16 protein-coding genes are annotated in these 15,569 nt (G+C 70.8%); 10 read left to right on the top strand and 6 right to left on the bottom strand.

Features of this window, described 5'->3' with window-relative positions:
- The first annotated feature begins 110 nt into the window (after positions 1–110).
- Genes KYX17_RS28105 through KYX17_RS28095 form a run of 3 tightly spaced genes read left to right on the top strand, consistent with a single transcriptional unit; the run spans position 111 to position 1,647 of the window.
- On the top strand, positions 111–518 hold the full coding sequence (locus KYX17_RS28105; RefSeq protein ID WP_243232295.1) for a YbaB/EbfC family nucleoid-associated protein: 408 nt from the start codon (positions 111–113) through the stop codon (positions 516–518).
- A complete protein-coding gene (locus tag KYX17_RS28100; RefSeq protein ID WP_243232293.1) occupies positions 515–847 on the top strand; it encodes a hypothetical protein in 333 nt (110 codons plus the stop codon). Before KYX17_RS28105 ends, KYX17_RS28100 begins: the two co-directional genes overlap by 4 nt.
- The gene (locus tag KYX17_RS28095; RefSeq protein WP_243232292.1) at positions 844–1,647 is read left to right on the top strand and encodes a hypothetical protein; all 804 of its coding nucleotides are present in this window, start codon (positions 844–846) and stop codon (positions 1,645–1,647) included. Before KYX17_RS28100 ends, KYX17_RS28095 begins: the two co-directional genes overlap by 4 nt.
- A 24-nt stretch (positions 1,648–1,671) precedes the next feature.
- On the opposite strand, the gene KYX17_RS28090 is transcribed toward KYX17_RS28095, so the two are convergent.
- Together KYX17_RS28090 and KYX17_RS28085 are read right to left on the bottom strand one after the other, a co-directional pair.
- A complete protein-coding gene (locus KYX17_RS28090; RefSeq protein ID WP_243232289.1) occupies positions 1,672–2,886 on the bottom strand; it encodes an amidohydrolase in 1,215 nt (404 codons plus the stop codon).
- Positions 2,887–2,985: 99 nt separating this feature from the next.
- A complete protein-coding gene (locus tag KYX17_RS28085; RefSeq protein ID WP_243232286.1) occupies positions 2,986–4,659 on the bottom strand; it encodes a glycoside hydrolase family 13 protein in 1,674 nt (557 codons plus the stop codon).
- A 119-nt stretch (positions 4,660–4,778) separates the two neighbouring features.
- Between KYX17_RS28085 and KYX17_RS28080 the strand changes: the two genes are divergently transcribed.
- Positions 4,779–5,312: an adenine phosphoribosyltransferase gene (locus KYX17_RS28080; protein ID WP_137418411.1), complete on the top strand. Its 534-nt coding sequence runs from the start codon at positions 4,779–4,781 to the stop codon at positions 5,310–5,312.
- A gap of 58 nt (positions 5,313–5,370) precedes the next feature.
- Here the strand turns inward: KYX17_RS28080 and KYX17_RS28075 are convergent, their stop codons facing one another.
- Positions 5,371–5,697, bottom strand: coding sequence for a hypothetical protein (locus tag KYX17_RS28075; RefSeq protein ID WP_243232284.1), 327 nt, complete (start codon positions 5,695–5,697; stop codon positions 5,371–5,373).
- Between the two features lie 112 nt (positions 5,698–5,809).
- On the opposite strand from KYX17_RS28075, the gene KYX17_RS28070 reads away from it, so the two are divergent.
- Positions 5,810–5,992, top strand: a complete 183-nt coding sequence (locus KYX17_RS28070) for a hypothetical protein (protein WP_243232282.1) — start codon at positions 5,810–5,812, stop codon at positions 5,990–5,992.
- Positions 5,993–6,218: 226 nt separating this feature from the next.
- Here KYX17_RS28070 and KYX17_RS28065 read toward each other — a convergent pair whose 3' ends face one another.
- From KYX17_RS28065 to uraD, 3 genes are all read right to left on the bottom strand, one after another.
- A complete protein-coding gene (locus KYX17_RS28065) occupies positions 6,219–7,589 on the bottom strand; it encodes an HNH endonuclease signature motif containing protein (RefSeq protein WP_243232281.1) in 1,371 nt (456 codons plus the stop codon).
- A 187-nt stretch (positions 7,590–7,776) separates the two neighbouring features.
- Complete coding sequence (uraH, locus tag KYX17_RS28060) at positions 7,777–8,109, bottom strand: hydroxyisourate hydrolase (RefSeq protein WP_243232280.1); 333 nt, start codon at positions 8,107–8,109, stop codon at positions 7,777–7,779.
- Positions 8,106–8,630, bottom strand: coding sequence for a 2-oxo-4-hydroxy-4-carboxy-5-ureidoimidazoline decarboxylase (gene uraD, locus KYX17_RS28055; RefSeq protein ID WP_243232274.1), 525 nt, complete (start codon positions 8,628–8,630; stop codon positions 8,106–8,108). The genes uraH and uraD overlap by 4 nt, the downstream gene beginning before the upstream one ends.
- A 112-nt stretch (positions 8,631–8,742) precedes the next feature.
- On the opposite strand from uraD, the gene allB reads away from it, so the two are divergent.
- Genes allB through KYX17_RS28030 form a run of 5 tightly spaced genes read left to right on the top strand, consistent with a single transcriptional unit; the run spans position 8,743 to position 15,422 of the window.
- Entirely contained in the window at positions 8,743–10,089 is a 1,347-nt protein-coding gene (gene allB / locus KYX17_RS28050; RefSeq protein ID WP_243232272.1) for an allantoinase AllB, read from the top strand.
- Complete coding sequence (locus KYX17_RS28045; protein ID WP_243232270.1) at positions 10,086–11,300, top strand: acetamidase/formamidase family protein; 1,215 nt, start codon at positions 10,086–10,088, stop codon at positions 11,298–11,300. Before allB ends, KYX17_RS28045 begins: the two co-directional genes overlap by 4 nt.
- Entirely contained in the window at positions 11,297–12,865 is a 1,569-nt protein-coding gene (locus tag KYX17_RS28040) for an AtzH-like domain-containing protein (RefSeq protein WP_243232268.1), read from the top strand. The genes KYX17_RS28045 and KYX17_RS28040 overlap by 4 nt, the downstream gene beginning before the upstream one ends.
- A 23-nt stretch (positions 12,866–12,888) precedes the next feature.
- A complete protein-coding gene (locus KYX17_RS28035) occupies positions 12,889–14,115 on the top strand; it encodes an alanine--glyoxylate aminotransferase family protein (RefSeq protein ID WP_243232266.1) in 1,227 nt (408 codons plus the stop codon).
- Positions 14,115–15,422 (top strand): allantoate amidohydrolase, encoded by a 1,308-nt coding sequence (locus KYX17_RS28030; protein ID WP_243232304.1) that lies wholly within the window; start codon positions 14,115–14,117, stop codon positions 15,420–15,422. The genes KYX17_RS28035 and KYX17_RS28030 overlap by 1 nt, the downstream gene beginning before the upstream one ends.
- Positions 15,423–15,569: the final 147 nt, after the last annotated feature.

Genomic DNA, 15,569 nt, shown 5'->3' with positions numbered 1-15,569 from the left:
CGGTCACATTGTGCCTCGAGCTCCATTGCTGGAACCGAGGGTTATGCACAAGAGGAACCCAGGAAGAACATGCTCTCGGTACGATCGGCGCTGTCGGAGAAGGGGGACAGATGGACCAGGCGGCAGCAGAGGAGATGCGCGAGGCACTGCAGCGCATCGATGAGCAAGTGGCGCAGGCGGCCGCTCATGCCGATCAGATGCAGCTTCTCGCTGCTCAGATCTCGGAGCTCAGCGCTGAGGTGAGCTCGCCGAGGGGCGAGGTGTCGATCACCGTCGATGTCAGTGGTCGGTTGACCGACCTGCGGTTCGACGACTCCGCGTTCGATCTCACGCCGCGTCAACTCTCGACGCTCGTGCTCGATGCGGTCGCCGAGGGATACCGGCGAACGAGCACGGCGAGTGTCGACCTCGCTGAAGCGACGCTCGGTCCGCAGTCGCCCACCGTTGCGCACCTGCGCGAAGGTGTCGAAGCTAACGCACCGCGAATCAATCGCCCCGACGAAGGGGAGATCCAATGAGCTACGAGATCGCCATCGACTGCGACCAGCTGGAAGCCCACGCGCAGAAGATCGACCGCATCGCCGATTCGCTGGACGACCCGATCGGTGCCATCACCTACATGACGCTCGGTGGCGACGCGTACGGCGTCATGTGCGCGATGGCGGCGATGCCGACCAATGCCATGGGTGCGGGTGCGGGCGCTTCGCTCGTCGCAACCCGCGCACTCCTACGCCGATCGGCCGACATCGTTCGCGCGATTTCGCGAGACTTCGCGACGTGCGAGCGCGAGAACATCGACTCCATCCGCATCATGGAGGCGCGTCTCGACGGGGTGGTCGAGGTATGACTCCGGTGGGCTACGGCGGCCTGCTCACCAGCACGGTGGCGTCGAACATGAACTCCCTGGTCGTCGCCCCCGAGGCGCCGGGGTGGATGGATGGCGTGGGTCCGTTCGAGGACGGATATAACCTCGCCAGCAGTTTCCAGAGCGGAGATTGGGTGCAGCTCGGCCTCTCACTCGGGTCGATAGGTGCAACCGCCGTGGACGCCGTGCTCAATCCGATCTCTTGGCTGATCTCCCTCGGCGTCGGGTGGATGCTGGAGCATCTCTGGCCGCTGAAGGACTGGCTCGACCAGCTCACCGGTGATCACCGGATGGTCAGCAGCTACGCCCAGACATGGGGCAACGTGTCGACCGCGGTCAACGGTGCAGCGAACGAGCTCGACGCGAGCATCGGCGATCTGCAGGGCTTGCAGGGCTTCGCGATGGATGTCTACGGCAAGTTCCTCGCCACGATGGCCAGCACGCTGCACACGGCGTCGGCAGCGGCACAGGGCGTGGGCGTCGCGGTCGAACTGCTCTCGACGATCGTGAAGGCCGTGCACGACATGGTGCGCGACGTGATCAGCGACGTCGTCGGTTTCATCGCCCAGAGCCTGATTCTGGGTGCGGCCTCGCTCGGGACGCTGGCGCCTGTCATCGCCGGGCAAGCGGCGACGAAGACGGCCAAGTGGTCTGCGCTGCTGGCCAAGTTCATCAAGGATCTGATCACGTCCGCGGCGACCTACACCGACCTCGCCAAGACGCTCAAGGAGATCTACGACCGAGTCACCCAGACCCTCGACGGCAAGCTCGGCACCGCCTGACCCCCGCGCGAGGCTGCGAATCCGTCAGTCGAGCCACTCGCGCGCGGCGATGACGAGGTTCTCGACGCCGCGTTCGATCGTCGGATGCAGCACGGGAGCGAAGAAGGGCGAGTGGTTCGTCGGCACGTCGCGGTCGATCGTGCCCTCGGCGCTCGCGCGGGCGAACAGCTCCGGATCGACGCCGCCCCAGAACCAGAACACGAGCGGCACGCCGGCCTCGCGCGCGAACCACGAGACGTCCTCGCTGCCGGTAAACATGCCCGGGTCGACGACCGCCGCGTCGCCGTAGGCGCGACGGAAGGCCGCCGCCAGCCGCGCGGTCGCGTCGGCATCGTTGATCGTCGGCGGCAGCGTGTGGTCGTTGACGATCGTGGGCGCCACCTCTGCGCCGGAGGCGTCGGCTTCGGCGCGGACGATCCGCTCGACCCGTTCGAGCACGCGTTCCCGCATCCCGTCGTCCGCGTAGCGGAGGCTCAGCTGCAGCGTCGCCTCGGCGGGGATGATGTTGTGCTTGAGTCCGGCGTGGATCGATCCCACCGTCACCACGGCGACCTCGCGCGGGTCGACCTCGCGCGAGGCGACCGTCTGCAGACGCATGATGGTGGCGGCGGCCATGACGATCGGGTCGATCGTGGCGTGCGGCCGAGAACCGTGCCCGCCGCGTCCGTGGAGGGTGACGGTCAGGCCGTCCGACGCCGCCATCTGGGTCCCCGGCCGCACACCGATCGTTCCCGCCGGGAGCGGCGTCACGTGCTGGCCGAGCACGATGTCGGGGCGCGGGAAGCGATCCAGCACGCCGTCGGCGATCATCGCCTTCGAACCGGCGCCGAACTCCTCGGCCGGTTGGAAGACGGCGATGACCGTTCCCGACCATTCGGATGCGGTCGTCACGAGCCGTTCGAGCGCACCGAGGAGGGCGGTGACGTGCATGTCGTGGCCGCACGCGTGCATGACCGGCACGTCCGCGCCCTGCGGGTCGACGCCGCGCGCCGTGCTCGCGTACGCGAGGCCGGTGCGTTCGGCGACGGGCAGGCCGTCCATATCAGCGCGCAACCAGACGACCGGCCCGTCGCCGTTGGCGAGCGTCGCCACGACGCCGGTGCGTCCGACGCCCTCGGTGAAGGGGATCCCGAGCGTCTCCAGCGTGCGGGCGATCACGCCCGCGGTGCGCGTCTCCTGGAACGACAGTTCGGGGTGTCGGTGCAGGTCGGTGTACAGCGCTTCGAGGTCGAGAGCCATGTCCCGACCCTACTCGGGAGCCCTGAGCGATCGGATCCCCCGCCCACACGAGCACGCCGGCGACCCGGGAGGGTGCGCCGGCGTGTTCGTGATCGACGATCAGGCGTCGGCGAGCCAGACGGCCGTGTCAGCGGGAAGCACCCGTCCGTGGAGCGGTTCGCTCGAGACGAGCACGTCGCCGGCGGGAAGATCGATCGCGGCGGTGCCGAGGTTGGCGATCACTGTGACGTCGCCGCTGCGGAAGGCGAGGGTCGTCTCCGGGTAGCCGTCGAGCCACGTGAAGGCGGCGGCCCCGAGGCCGTGCGCCTTCCGCTCCTGGAGCAAGTGCGTGTAGAGCGCCAGCGTCGAGTCGGGGTCGCGCTGCTCCACGTCGCGGGCGTGCTGCGCCCACTCGGCGGGCTGGGGCAGCCATGACGCTCCGGTGCCGTTGAACCCGTATGCGGGGGATGCGGCCTCCCAGGGGATCGGCACGCGGCAGCCGTCGCGGCCGTACTTCTCGTGGTTGGTGCGGAACCACGTCGGATCCTGGCGCGCGTCGTCGGGGATGTCGATGACCTCGGGCAGCCCGAGCTCCTCGCCCTGGTAGATGTAGGCGGAGCCGGGCAGCGCGAGCATCACCGCGGTGGCCGCGCGGGCGCGGCGCAGGCCGAGCTCGGGGATCGGCTGAGCCTCCGACAGCGGCCCGATGCCCTCGCCCTGCGGGCTCTCGGCCGTCAGAGCGAGACGCGAAGCGTGACGGATCACGTCGTGGTTGGAGAGCACCCAGGTGGCCGGGGCGCCGACCGCGGGGAAGGCGCGCAGCGAGTCGCTGATGACCGTGCGGAGGGCGTCCGCATCCCACGCGGTCGTCAGGTACGGGAAGTTGAACGCCTGGTGCATCTCGTCGGGGCGCACCCACAGCGCGGTCTTGTCGGGCGTCGGCAGCCACGCCTCGGCGCACAGTGCGCGGTCGCCGTCGTACTCGGCGAGCACCTTGTGCCAGTCGCGGTAGATCTCGTGGACGCCGGGCTGGCCCCAGTACGGGACATCGTCGTCGTCGCCGCCCATCGAGTCGCCGTCGGCGGGAGGCGTGTAGTCCGGCAGGCCCTCCTTCTTGATCATGCCGTGGGCGACGTCGACTCGGAACCCGTCGACGCCGCGGTCGAGCCAGAACCGCAGCACGCCGCGGAAGTACTCCTGCACCTCGGGGTTGGTCCAGTCGAAGTCGGCCTGGCTCACGTCGAAGATGTGCAGGTACCACTGGCCGGGCGTGCCGTCGGCCTCGACGACGCGCTCCCACATCCCGCCGCCGAACACCGACTCCCAGTTGTTGGGCGGCAGCTCGCCGTTCTCGCCCTTGCCGTCGCGGAAGATGTACCGCGCGCGCTCGGGGCTGCCGGGAGCGGCGGCGAGGGCCTGCTGGAACCACACGTGCTGGTCGGAGGAGTGGTTGGGCACGAGGTCGACGATCACGCGGATGCCGAGGCCGTGCGCCTTAGCCAGCATCGCGTCGAAGTCGTCGAGCGTGCCGAACAGCGGGTCGACGTCGCAGTAGTCGGCGACGTCGTAGCCGGCATCCTTCTGGGGCGAGACCATGAAGGGGCTCAGCCAGATCGCATCGATGCCCAGCTCGGCGAGCGAGTCGAGACGCGCCGTGATGCCGGGGAGGTCGCCGATGCCGTCACCGTTGGCGTCCGCGAACGAGCGCGGATAGATCTGGTAGATCACGGCGGTGCGCCACCACTCGGATCCGGGCGCGGCGATCAAGGTCGAGGCATCGTGCGTCGAGGTCATACATCCGATGGTAGCGGGTGGGATCGTATCGATTCGAAGCCCGGTTTTTCGGGGGGCGCTTCGTGTTCTCCGGCCCCGGTGGCGGGCGGCGTCCACGGTGCGGCTACTACCATCGACGGGTGACCCCCTCGAATTCCGCCGCGCTCGAGCGCGCCGAAAAGCTCATCGCCGTCATCCCCGACTATCCGGAGCCCGGCGTGCTCTTCCGCGACATCGCCCCGCTGCTCGCCGACGGTGAGGGCCTTCGCGTCGTAATCGACGCGATGCTCGAGCCGTTCGCCGGAACGTACGACGTGGTCGCCGGTATCGAAGCGCGTGGCTTCCTGCTCGCCGGTGCCGCCGCGATCGCCGCGGGGGTCGGTCTGGTTCCGATCCGCAAGGCGGGCAAGCTGCCGCGGCCGGCCGCATCCGTCGACTACGCGCTCGAGTACGGCACGGCGACGATCGAGATGCACGACGACATCGCGCCGGGCACGCGCGTGCTGCTCCTGGACGACGTTCTCGCGACCGGCGGCACGATCGCTGCAGCGCGCGACCTCGTCGAGCGGATCGGATGCTCGGTGGCGGGTGTGGCGGTGCTGATGGAGCTCGACGCGCTGGGCGGCCGCTCGGTCGCCGGACACGACGACCTGCACTCGGTCTTCCACGCCTGAGTCCGCGTCACGCGGCGTGTGATCAGAACGCGGCGTGTGGTCAGAGCGCCACGCATGATCAGGCTGCGTAGATGATGCTGCGGAACAGGAGATAGCCGCCGAGGATGACGGCGCTGCCCACGAGCGGAGCCCACGACCGTGCTCGTTGCCGGATGTAGCCCGTCACGATCCCGGCGAACGTGATCACCCATCCGACGACCAAGGCTCCCGTGAGCACCCAGCGCGCGGTCTGCGCCGCCGGGAAGCACTCCGCGCAGGCGATCTGGGAGAACGCATCCCAGAACGCGAACAGCAGGACGAGGCCGGTGACGACGAGCTGCAGGAGCGCGAGGCCGATGCTGGGTGCGACGACGCGGATGTCGCGCGTCTGCTCCGTCGGCGTCATGGTCCCGAGTATGGGCCCTTGCGGTCGACGCGCGCAGCAGCCGGTCTCGCTCGACGGTGGACCTCGGGGGGAATCTCTTCACCGACGCACGCGTGCGCCGTACGCTCGGGGTATGGCCTCCGCCTCGACCGACGTGCCCGCGTGGCTCCGTGTCGTGGTCTGGTCACTCGCTCTCGGACTCGCCGTGCTCGGCGCCGCGCTCGCTCTGGCCGCTGCGAGTTGGTGGCCGCTCGTCGCTTTCCTCGGGCTTGCCATCCCGCTCCTCCCGATGTCTGCGACCCGCTCTCGGCGCTGATCTCCGCGATCGGCCCTCGACGCTGATCTCTGCGAGTCGCTCGGCACTGCGACGTGCTCCCGGGCCCGCCCTCTGTGACGCGCTCCGGATCCTGAGCTCTGTGGGTCTGCTCTCGCCGCCTGACTCCTGGCCGCCGATCTCTGCGATCCGCTCGCGACACGTCTCCTCGACGCCGCGCGCGCCGAAGGGTCGCAGGCGCGCGGTCGAGCATCAGCCGAACCTCGGGTCAGAACGGCGGGGACGCCCCGGAGGGTGGATCATCGGGTTCGAGCGGACCGAACTCGGGGATGAAGTGCACGCTGGGCGAGGGCGGTTCGTCGATGTAGGTGTATCCGAGGGGTGAGGTCCACGCGAGCACGCCCGCGTGGATCTGTTTCACCCGCCAGCCGGTGAACTGCTTCATGGAGTGGTGGCGCTGGCACAGGCCCTCGAGGTTCTCCAACGACGTGCGCCCGCCGAGGGCGTGGTCGTGCGTGTGATCGTGCTCGTGGCGGATGGCCGGCACCCGGCATCCGGGAAACCGACAGTGCGCGTCGCGGGCGCGCAGTCGACGTCGGAGGTCGGGGGTGGGCTGGTAGCGGTCGGTGGCGAGCACCTGACCGGAGACCGGGTGGGTCAGGAGGCGATCCCATCCCGGTGCGATTCCCGCCAAGAGCCGAGCCGTCTCAGCATCGATCGGGGCGCGTCCGGCGAGGTCGGCCGGGTGCTCGGATGCGTGAAGCAGGGTGAGGGCGGGCACGACGACCTGCACGTGCGCGCGGATGGCGCCGAGGGCGCCGTGCTGGTCGCCGCTCGCGGTGGGGTCGGCGGTCGGGGCCGCGCTCAGGAGGAGGTCGGCGAGCACATCCGCACGCACCTGGTCCATCGTCCGCGTGTCGGATGCCACGATCTCGTCTGTGGGGTCGCCGCCCGTGCGGAGCCGCTGCGCGGCGGCACTCCGGGCATCGTGGATGACGGTGGCCATGCGAGTGAGGCGATCGTGGATGGCGTCGCCCAGCAGCAGAGGAATCGTGGCGGTCAGTTCGCACATTCCGTCGTCGAGCGGCTGCACGGTGACGGCGCGGCGCTCGGCCGCGTCGCGGTGGCGCTCGGTGAGGGTTCGAGGATGCAGCCGCTCCGCGATCATCTGCACGCTGGTGCGTACGCGGCCCGCGGTGTCTTCCTCGCACCGCACGAGCGCGTACTGCTCGAACTCCGCGCGCGTGTGCGCGGGAAGACTTCCGCCGCTCTCGCTGATCACGCGGACGTGCGCCTGCGTGATGTGACCCGCCTCCCACGCGTCGACGGTTGCCGGGTAGCTGGTCACGAGCTCCGCGGCCTCGACCATCCGGCGCTGCATCGTGCGGTCGGAGATCCGTAGCGGAACCGCCAGTTCGCTCGCGATCGCACGGTGGGCCATATCCGCGCCGCGCGCCGAGCGACTCTGCCCGTCGCTCATCCGGCAGGCGAGCTCCTCCGCGCGGGCGAGAGCGCGCACCAGACGCGCTTGGGCCGCGGCCAGCTCGGCCTGCGCCGTATCCACCTGGTGTGCGATGGATGCCAGCGCCGCCGCATCCGCGTCGGAGAGACCGACGACACTCGCAACCTTCGAAGACATGTTCTAAAAATAGAAGGGGCCTCAGACATCGCGACCGGCGTCCTGCTCGGCGTTCCGTCTCGCGTCGTGCGGTCGCTGCGAGAACTGCCTCGCCGGGCGTCCTGCCTACTGCCTGGAGTTCATGCTCCTCAACATCGGCGGCGTGCGGGCGGGAGTCGGGCCGCGGGAGTCGGCCCGAGCGCGTACGTCAGCTCCCGCGGTAGGTGGAGTACGCGAACGGGCTCAGCAGTAGAGGCACGTGGTAGTGCGGGCGGTCGGCGACCGTGAAGGTGACCGTCGCGAGCGGATAGAAGGTCTCCACGCCGCGATCGGCGAAGTACGCCCCCGTCGCGAAGGTCAGCGCGTACATGCCGGGCTCGAGCAGGTCGGGGCCGATCGCGAGCCGGCCGTCCGCATCCGTGAACCCCTCGTCGACGCTCTCGATCCCCCCGCCCTCGAGATGCCGGTGCAGCGTGACCGCGACATTCGGCGCCGGCGTCCCGGCGGTGGCGTCAAGGATGTGGGTGGTCAGGTGGCTCATTCCGCCTCCTCCGGCTCGACGCGGTCGGCGACGATCGTCGAGTCCAGGCGCAGCAGCGCGATCTCGGCGAGCTGAGCGGTCGCCTCGCGGGCCTCGGTGTCGTCGTCGTTATCGAGTCTGCGGTGCAGCTCGGCGAGCATCTCCTGCGGGCTGCGACCCGCGGCGCGGATGAGGAAGACGCGGCCGAACCGCTCCTCGTACGCCCGGTTGCCGGCGGAGATCGCGGCCGCAACCTCGTCCGCCGCACTCGCCATCGCGGACTGCTCCTTCCGCGAGGCATCTGCCTCGGCACCCGTTCCCGACGGCTTCTCGCCGATCCGCGGATGGTGGGCGAGGGCCGCATCCAGGTCGGCGCGCGACCAGACCGCTGCGAGGTCGCCCGCGTAGGAGCGCAGGGCGTCGATCGAGGCGTAGGGGCGCGCCGCGACGATCGCGTCGACCCAGCCGGGCACCGCCGCCCACACCGACACGACCAGGGATACCTCGGCGGCATCGAGGGCGTTGAACTCGTCCAGTTGCATGCGCGCCACCCTACCCAGCCCGCGTTGCCACGACGTGACTCGCCGGATGCGGGTGCCTGGAATGTTGGTAACAGTTACATTTGCGAAATGTGGAGCACTTAGCGTTGTCGGCATGAAGACCCCCGCATCCGCCGTCATCGCGGCGCGACGTGTGTTCCTCGACGGGGCCTTTCGCCCCGCGACCGTGACCGTGGCCGACGGGCGCATCAGCGGGATCGGAGATTTCGATCCGGACGCGGAACGCGTTCTGCCGGAGGATCTCGTGCTGCTGCCGGGACTGGTCGACTCGCACGTGCACCTGAACGACCCGGGCCGCGCGAGCTGGGAGGGCTTCGACACGGGGACGGCAGCGGCCGCGGCGGGCGGCGTCACGACCGTGCTCGACATGCCGCTCAACAGCATCCCCGTCACCACCTCGCCCGATGCGCTCGCCGCGAAGCGCGCCGCAGCGAGCGGGCGCCTGGCCGTCGATGTGGGTTACTGGGGCGGCGCCGTGCCCGAGAACATCGGGCACCTGCGGGAGCTCGCCGAGGCGGGCGTCGTCGGCTTCAAGTGCTTCCTCTCGCCCTCGGGCATCGACGAGTTCGGACACCTCGGCGCCGAGCAGCTCGACGAGGCGCTCACCGAGCTCGCCGCCTTCGACGGACTGCTCATCGTCCACGCGGAGCACCCGGCGCACCTGCACGCCGACGGCGCGCTCGGTGTGCACTACGCGGATTTCCTCGCCTCCCGCCCGCCCGCCAGCGAGCGGGCAGCGATCCAGCTCGTGATCGAGACCGCGCGGCGCACGGGTGCGCGTGTGCACATCGTGCACGTCTCCGACGGCACGGCGCTCGACGACGTGAGAGCCGCCAAGGCCGAGGGCGTGCGGATCACGGTCGAGACGTGCCCGCACTATCTGACCCTGGATGCGGCGGCAGTCCCCGACGGCGCCGCATCCTTCAAGTGCTGCCCGCCGATCCGCGACCTCGCCAACCAGGACCTGCTGTGGCAGGGCGTGCTCGACGGCACGATCGACGCGATCGTCAGTGACCACTCGCCCGCGACCCCCGAGCTCAAGGGCGAGCCGGACTTCGGCCTCGCGTGGGGCGGGATCTCGGGCCTGCAGACGGGGCTGTCGAGCGTGCACACAAGAGCGCGCGAGCGCGGCATCCCGCTCGAAGCGTTCCTGCCGCTCATGACGACGGGGCCGGCGCGGATCGGCGGACTCGGCTCCCGCGGCACGATCGCGGTCGGCGAGCCCGCCCATCTGGCGATCTTCGCGCCCGACGAGGAGTTCACCGTGGATGCGGCGGCCCTCGAGTACCGCAATCCGCTGTCGCCGTGGGACGGTGCGCGTCTCACCGGGGTGGTCGCCGAGACCTGGCTGCACGGTGAGCCGGTGTACCGTCGCGGCGAGGGTCTGCTCGCGCGCACCGGGCGCGAGCTGATCGCGGCAATCGACGAGGAGCGCCAGTGAGCACACCCATCCTGCAGCCGGGCGTCGGCGACGTCACGGGCGAGCACTATCTTCCCGCCGCCGTCGAGAACGTCTTCTGGGGCCGGCTGCCCTGCGCCACCGACGCGCCCGTGCTCCGGATCGAGCCCGGCGCCACCGTCACGGTCGACACCGTCAGCCACGAGGGGATCCTCGAGGACCAGGGCAAGGACCCCCTCGCGTTCTTCGGCGCGCACGGCGTCGCCGCCGAGCAGGTGCTCGACGACGCGGTGGCGATCGCCGCATCCCTCTCGCGCGACGTGATGGCCGACGGCCCGCACGTGGTGACCGGGCCGATCCACGTCGCCGGCGCAGAGCCCGGCGACCTGCTGCAGATCACGGTCGTGCGACTCGAGCCCCGCGTGCCCTACGGAGTGATCAGCAATCGTCACGGCAAGGGTGCGCTCGTGGGCGAGCTGCCCCGCGGCGAGCACAACGTGAGCGTCTTCACCCCCGTCGTGGAGCAGGACGGCGCCCTCGTGGGCGCGTTGCCGCTGGTCGAGGGGGGACCGGCCGCGGTGACCTTCCCGCTGGCGCCGTTTCTCGGGACGATGGGCGTGGCCGTCGCAGGCGGCGACCGCCCGCACTCCGTGCCGCCCGGCGCGCACGGCGGCAACATCGACATCAAGCTGCTGACCGAGGGCGCCGTGCTGTACCTGCCGGTGCAGGTCGCGGGCGCACTCGCATACGTCGGCGATCCGCACTTCGCGCAGGGCGACGGCGAGGTCGCGCTCACCGCGCTCGAGGCGTCGCTGCGGGCCACCCTGCGGTTCGACGTCGTGCCGCGCCAGGTGGCGCTTGCCGAGTTCGGCGAGCTCCTCGGTCCGCTCGTGCGCACCGACGAGTACCTCGTTCCCACGGGGCTCGACCCCGACCTCGGCGAGGCGATGCGCCGTTGCGTGCGCGCGGCGCTCACCCTGCTTCAGGCGCGGTACGGCATGGCAGAGCACCTCGCCTATGCGTACCTCTCGGCCGCGACCGACTTCGACATCTCGCAGGTCGTGGACATCGTGTGCGGCGTGCACGCCCGCATCCGCGAGTCGGACTTCGCGGGAGTCCCGGCATCCCACGCCGCTTCCGCAGGAGATCTCCCCCCAGCAGGAGATTCCGCGCCGGATTCTCCTGCTGAGCGTGATTCTCCTGCGCACGCGCGGCCGCAGGCGACCGTGACGGATGCGGAGGGCCGGGCATGAGCGAGATCCCCGCCGACCTCCGCGCCGCCTTCGACCGCTACGAGCGTGCCATCCTCGACAACGACCTCGCGGTGCTCGACGAGATGTTCGCCCCCGGCGACGAGACGCTGCGCGGGGATGCGGCGGGCCTGCTCGTCGGCCACGACGTGATCAGCGCCTTCCGGGGCGTGCGCGGCGGAGTCGCGCCGCGCACGATCCAGCGCATCGAGTACCGTCCGCTCGCCGACGATCTCGCCCTGCTCGTATCGGTGTCGCGGTTCACCGGCGGTGGCACGGGGCTGCAGACCCAGCTGTGGCGCCGCGGCGAGACCGGATGGGTCATCGAGGCCGCGCACGTGACGGGCAAGGCGCAGGCGCTCGACCGATCGGTCTGGCGCACGGTCGGCGACCCGCTGTGGCAGGGGGCGTGGGAGGGGCCGCTCGAGGGCCTCAACGTCGCCGTCAAAGACCTCTTCGCCATCAAGGGCTACCGCATCGGTGCGGGCAACCCGACCTTCCTCGAAACGGCGAGGCCGGAGTCCACCACGGCTCCCGCCGTCGCCGACCTGCTGCGCGGCGGGGCGTCGCTGCGGGGCATCGCGCGCACCGACGAGTTCGCCTACTCGATCGCGGGGGACAACGCGCACTACGGCACCCCGCCCAACGGTGCGCTTCCGGGTGCGCTGCCGGGCGGCTCGTCGAGCGGGCCCGCATCCGCCGTCGCGACAGGGCAGGCGGAGGTGGGACTCGCCACCGACACCGCGGGGTCCGTGCGCGTTCCCGCGTCGTACCAGGGACTGTGGGGGCTGCGAACGACCCACAACCTCGTGCCGCGTCAGGGGATGCTGCCCCTCGCGCAGTCCTTCGACACGATCGGTTGGCTCACGCGCGACGGCAACACCCTCCAACGCGTCGTCGACTGGTGCCTGAGCTACGACGGCTCCGAGTCGACCGAGAGCGTGTTCGGCGAATCCGCGGGCGACCTGCCGTGGCGCTTCGCCGTTCCCGAGGAGGTGCTGACGCACGTCGAGCCCGACACTCGGGCGGCGTTCGACGCGTACGTCGAGCGGCTGGCCGCATCCGAGAACGCGCCGGAGGTCCAGACGGTCTCGATCGGCGATCTCGACGAGTACTTCGAACCGTTCCGCACCGTGCAGGCAGCGGAGGCGTGGCGCAACAACCGCGACTGGCTGCGCGCGCATCCGGGATCCACGGGTGCGGCGGTCGCCGAGCGGTTCCGCATCGCCAGCGAGGTCACGGCCGACGCGGAGCGCGTCGCGCGACAGGCGCTCGAGCCGCTCCGCGAGCGCGTGCAGTCGCTGCTGCAGAGCGCCGTGCTGCTGCTGCCCACGGTGCCCGGCCCCGCGCCCATGCGCACATCCGACCCGGCGAAGGTGGATGCGGTGCGCCAGGCGACGCTGCGCATGACGACGCCCGCGGCCGTCGCCGGCACCCCCGCCCTCTCCATCCCGCTGCTGACCGTCCGCTCGCAGCTCGGGCCCGCACCCGTCGGCGTCTGCCTCGTCTCGCGCAGCGGCACCGACATCGCCCTCGTCCGTCTCGGCCGCCGCCTCGCCGCGCTCTGACCGCGATCTCCCAGGAAGCACTCATGACCGACACCCTCCCGATCGACCCGCCCGCCCGCCTGCTCATGGGGCCGGGTCCCATTTCCGCCTACCCGTCCGTGCTGCGCGCCATGTCGGCGCCGCTGGTGGGCCAGTACGACCCGTTCATGACGCACACGATGAACGAGACGCAGGAGCTGTACCGCCAGGTGTGGGCCACTGAGAACGAGGCGACCCTGCTCGTCGATGGCACCTCGCGCGCCGGCATCGAGGCCGCGATCGTCAGCCTCATCCGTCCCGGGGACCCGGTGCTCGTGCCCGTGTTCGGACGCTTCGGGCACCTGCTCGCCGAGATCGCGGAACGCGCGCTCGCCGAGGTGCACACGATCGAGACCGAGTGGGGGCAGGTGTTCACCCCCGCGGCGATCGAGGAGGCCATCGTCCGGGTGAAGCCGACGCTTCTCGCCCTCGTGCAGGGCGACACGTCGACCACGATGCTGCAGCCGCTGGAGGAGATCGGCGCGATCTGCCGGAGGCACGGCGTGCTCTTCTACTCGGACGCCACCGCGTCCCTGGGCGGCAACGCGTTCGAGGCCGACGCCTGGGGACTGGATGCGGCGACCGCCGGCCTGCAGAAGTGCCTGGGCGGCCCGAGCGGCTCCGCTCCGATCACGCTGAGCGAGCGCGCCGTCGAGGTCATCCGCTCGCGCAAGCGGATCGAGGCCGGCATCCGCGAGGCGGGCGACGAAGACGCCCCGGACTTCGTGCGCTCCAACTACTTCGACCTCGGCATGATCCTCGACTACTGGGGTCCGCGCCGGCTCAACCACCACACGGAGGCGACGAGCATGCTCTACGGCGCCCGCGAGTGTGCGCGTCTGCTGCTCATCGAGGGCCGGGATGCGGTCATCGCCCGGCACGAGCTCGCCGGCCGCGCGATGTTCGCCGGCGTCGAGGCGCTCGGTCTCGCCGTCTTCGGCGATGTGGCGCACAAGATGAGCAACGTCGTGGCCGTGTACATCCCCGAAGGCGTGCCCGGAGATGCCGCCCGTACCGCGATGCTGGAGGACTTCGGCATCGAGATCGGCACATCCTTCGGCCCGCTGCACGGCAAGGTGTGGCGCATCGGCACGATGGGCTACAACGCCCGCAAGGACACGGTGCTCACGACCTTGGCCGCCATCGAGGCGGTGCTGCGCCGCCACGGCGTCGCCGTTCCCGCCGGCGGTGGGGTCGAGGCCGCATCCGACGTCTTCGCGGGGCGCGCATGATGTTGGAGGTGTCGCCCGATCGCATCGCGGCCGCCGCCCGGCGAGTGATGGCGCGATGCGACGAGCTCGCGCGCGTCACGGCGACCCCGGGCCGTATCGAGCGGGTCTACCTCTCGCCCGAGCACGCACGGGTCAATCGCCTCGCGGCCGAGTGGATGCGCGAGCTCGGCATGCGCACGCGCCAGGATGCGGCGGGCAACCAGATCGGCCGGTTCGACCGTATCGTCGGCGACACGCTCGACCCCGACGCGCCCGCGCTGATCATCGGCTCGCACCTGGACACCGTGCTGGATGCGGGGCGGTTCGACGGGATCGTGGGCGTGCTCATGGGACTCGAGATCGCCCGGCTCCTGCGGACGCCGGTCGGTGACGGGCGTTTCGGCGTCGCGCTTCCGTTCGCCCTCGAGGTGGTCGCGTTCTCGGACGAGGAGGGCACGCGCTTCGGCAAGGCCCTGCTCGGTTCGTCGGCGGTGGCGGGACTGTGGGACGAGGACTGGTGGGCGCTGACGGATGCCGACGGCACGAGCCTGCGACAGGCGTTCCTCGAGTTCGGGCTCGACCCGGCGCGCATCGGCGAGGCCGCCCGACGACCCGACGAGCTGATCGGGTACCTCGAAGCGCACATCGAGCAGGGACCGGAGCTCGACCGGCGCGGTGAGCCGCTCGCGGTGGTCTCCTCGATCGCCTCCGCGCGTCGCTTCCAGCTCGTCGTCGAAGGGGAGGCCCGCCACGCCGGCGGCACGCCGTACGACATGCGCCGCGACGCCCTGCTGGGCGCGAGCGAGGCGGCGCTCGCCGTCGAGCGCATCTGCCGCGACGAGCACCACATCATCGGCACCGTCGGCCAGCTCGAGGCCTATCCGGGTGCGGTGAACGTCGTGCCCGGCGAGGCGCGCTTCTCGCTCGACCTGCGCGGCGAGTTCGACGAGACCCGCGACCACGTGTGGGACGAGCTCTCCCGTGAACTCGACGCGATCATGGGCCGCCGGGGGCTCCGCTGGAGCTCACGCGAAGTGCACAGCGCCGCCGCCGTCATGTGTGCGCCGCTCCTGCAGGACGTCGTGCGCGAGGGCATCGGCGCCGCCGACGCGCCGGGCGCCGCCGACCCGGCCGTGATCTTCAGCCGCGCCGGCCATGACGCGATGTCGATCGGTGCGATCACCGACGTGGGAATGCTGTTCCTGCGCAACCCCGACGGCATCAGCCACCATCCGGGGGAGTCCGTCTCGGCCCCGGACGTGGCACTCGGCATCCGTGCCCTCGCCGAGTCCGTGCTGGCGCTCGCCGCCGACGTCCGCGTGCGCTGACGGCGGGGGCTGGGGCCCCGGGGGCCCTGGAGGCCTGGGTTCGCGGCGTCGGGCGTGGCTGCGGCACCCGCATCCGGGACCTGCCCGCATCCGCTACACCTTTCCGCATCCGCGACAGTGTTTGACTGGCGCAGGTGCGCATTCGTG

The sequence above is a fragment of the Microbacterium sp. CIAB417 genome (assembly GCF_022788845.1).
This window is presented reverse-complemented; position numbering and strand designations above follow the sequence as displayed.

Bases quoted from the DNA above. Each gene is read 5' to 3' on its own strand.
- KYX17_RS28095 (WP_243232292.1), top strand. From the start codon at position 844: ATGACTCCGGTGGGCTACGGCGGCCTGCTCACCAGCACGGTGGCGTCG.
- KYX17_RS28070 (WP_243232282.1), top strand. From the start codon at position 5,810: ATGGCCTCCGCCTCGACCGACGTGCCCGCGTGGCTCCGTGTCGTGGTC.
- allB (WP_243232272.1), top strand. From the start codon at position 8,743: ATGAAGACCCCCGCATCCGCCGTCATCGCGGCGCGACGTGTGTTCCTC.
- KYX17_RS28100 (WP_243232293.1), top strand. From the start codon at position 515: ATGAGCTACGAGATCGCCATCGACTGCGACCAGCTGGAAGCCCACGCG.
- KYX17_RS28075 (WP_243232284.1), bottom strand. From the start codon at position 5,697: ATGACGCCGACGGAGCAGACGCGCGACATCCGCGTCGTCGCACCCAGC.
- uraD (WP_243232274.1), bottom strand. From the start codon at position 8,630: ATGCAACTGGACGAGTTCAACGCCCTCGATGCCGCCGAGGTATCCCTG.
- KYX17_RS28035 (WP_243232266.1), top strand. From the start codon at position 12,889: ATGACCGACACCCTCCCGATCGACCCGCCCGCCCGCCTGCTCATGGGG.
- uraH (WP_243232280.1), bottom strand. From the start codon at position 8,109: ATGAGCCACCTGACCACCCACATCCTTGACGCCACCGCCGGGACGCCG.
- KYX17_RS28090 (WP_243232289.1), bottom strand. From the start codon at position 2,886: ATGGCTCTCGACCTCGAAGCGCTGTACACCGACCTGCACCGACACCCC.
- KYX17_RS28065 (WP_243232281.1), bottom strand. From the start codon at position 7,589: ATGTCTTCGAAGGTTGCGAGTGTCGTCGGTCTCTCCGACGCGGATGCG.
- KYX17_RS28040 (WP_243232268.1), top strand. From the start codon at position 11,297: ATGAGCGAGATCCCCGCCGACCTCCGCGCCGCCTTCGACCGCTACGAG.
- KYX17_RS28030 (WP_243232304.1), top strand. From the start codon at position 14,115: ATGTTGGAGGTGTCGCCCGATCGCATCGCGGCCGCCGCCCGGCGAGTG.
- KYX17_RS28105 (WP_243232295.1), top strand. From the start codon at position 111: ATGGACCAGGCGGCAGCAGAGGAGATGCGCGAGGCACTGCAGCGCATC.
- KYX17_RS28085 (WP_243232286.1), bottom strand. From the start codon at position 4,659: ATGACCTCGACGCACGATGCCTCGACCTTGATCGCCGCGCCCGGATCC.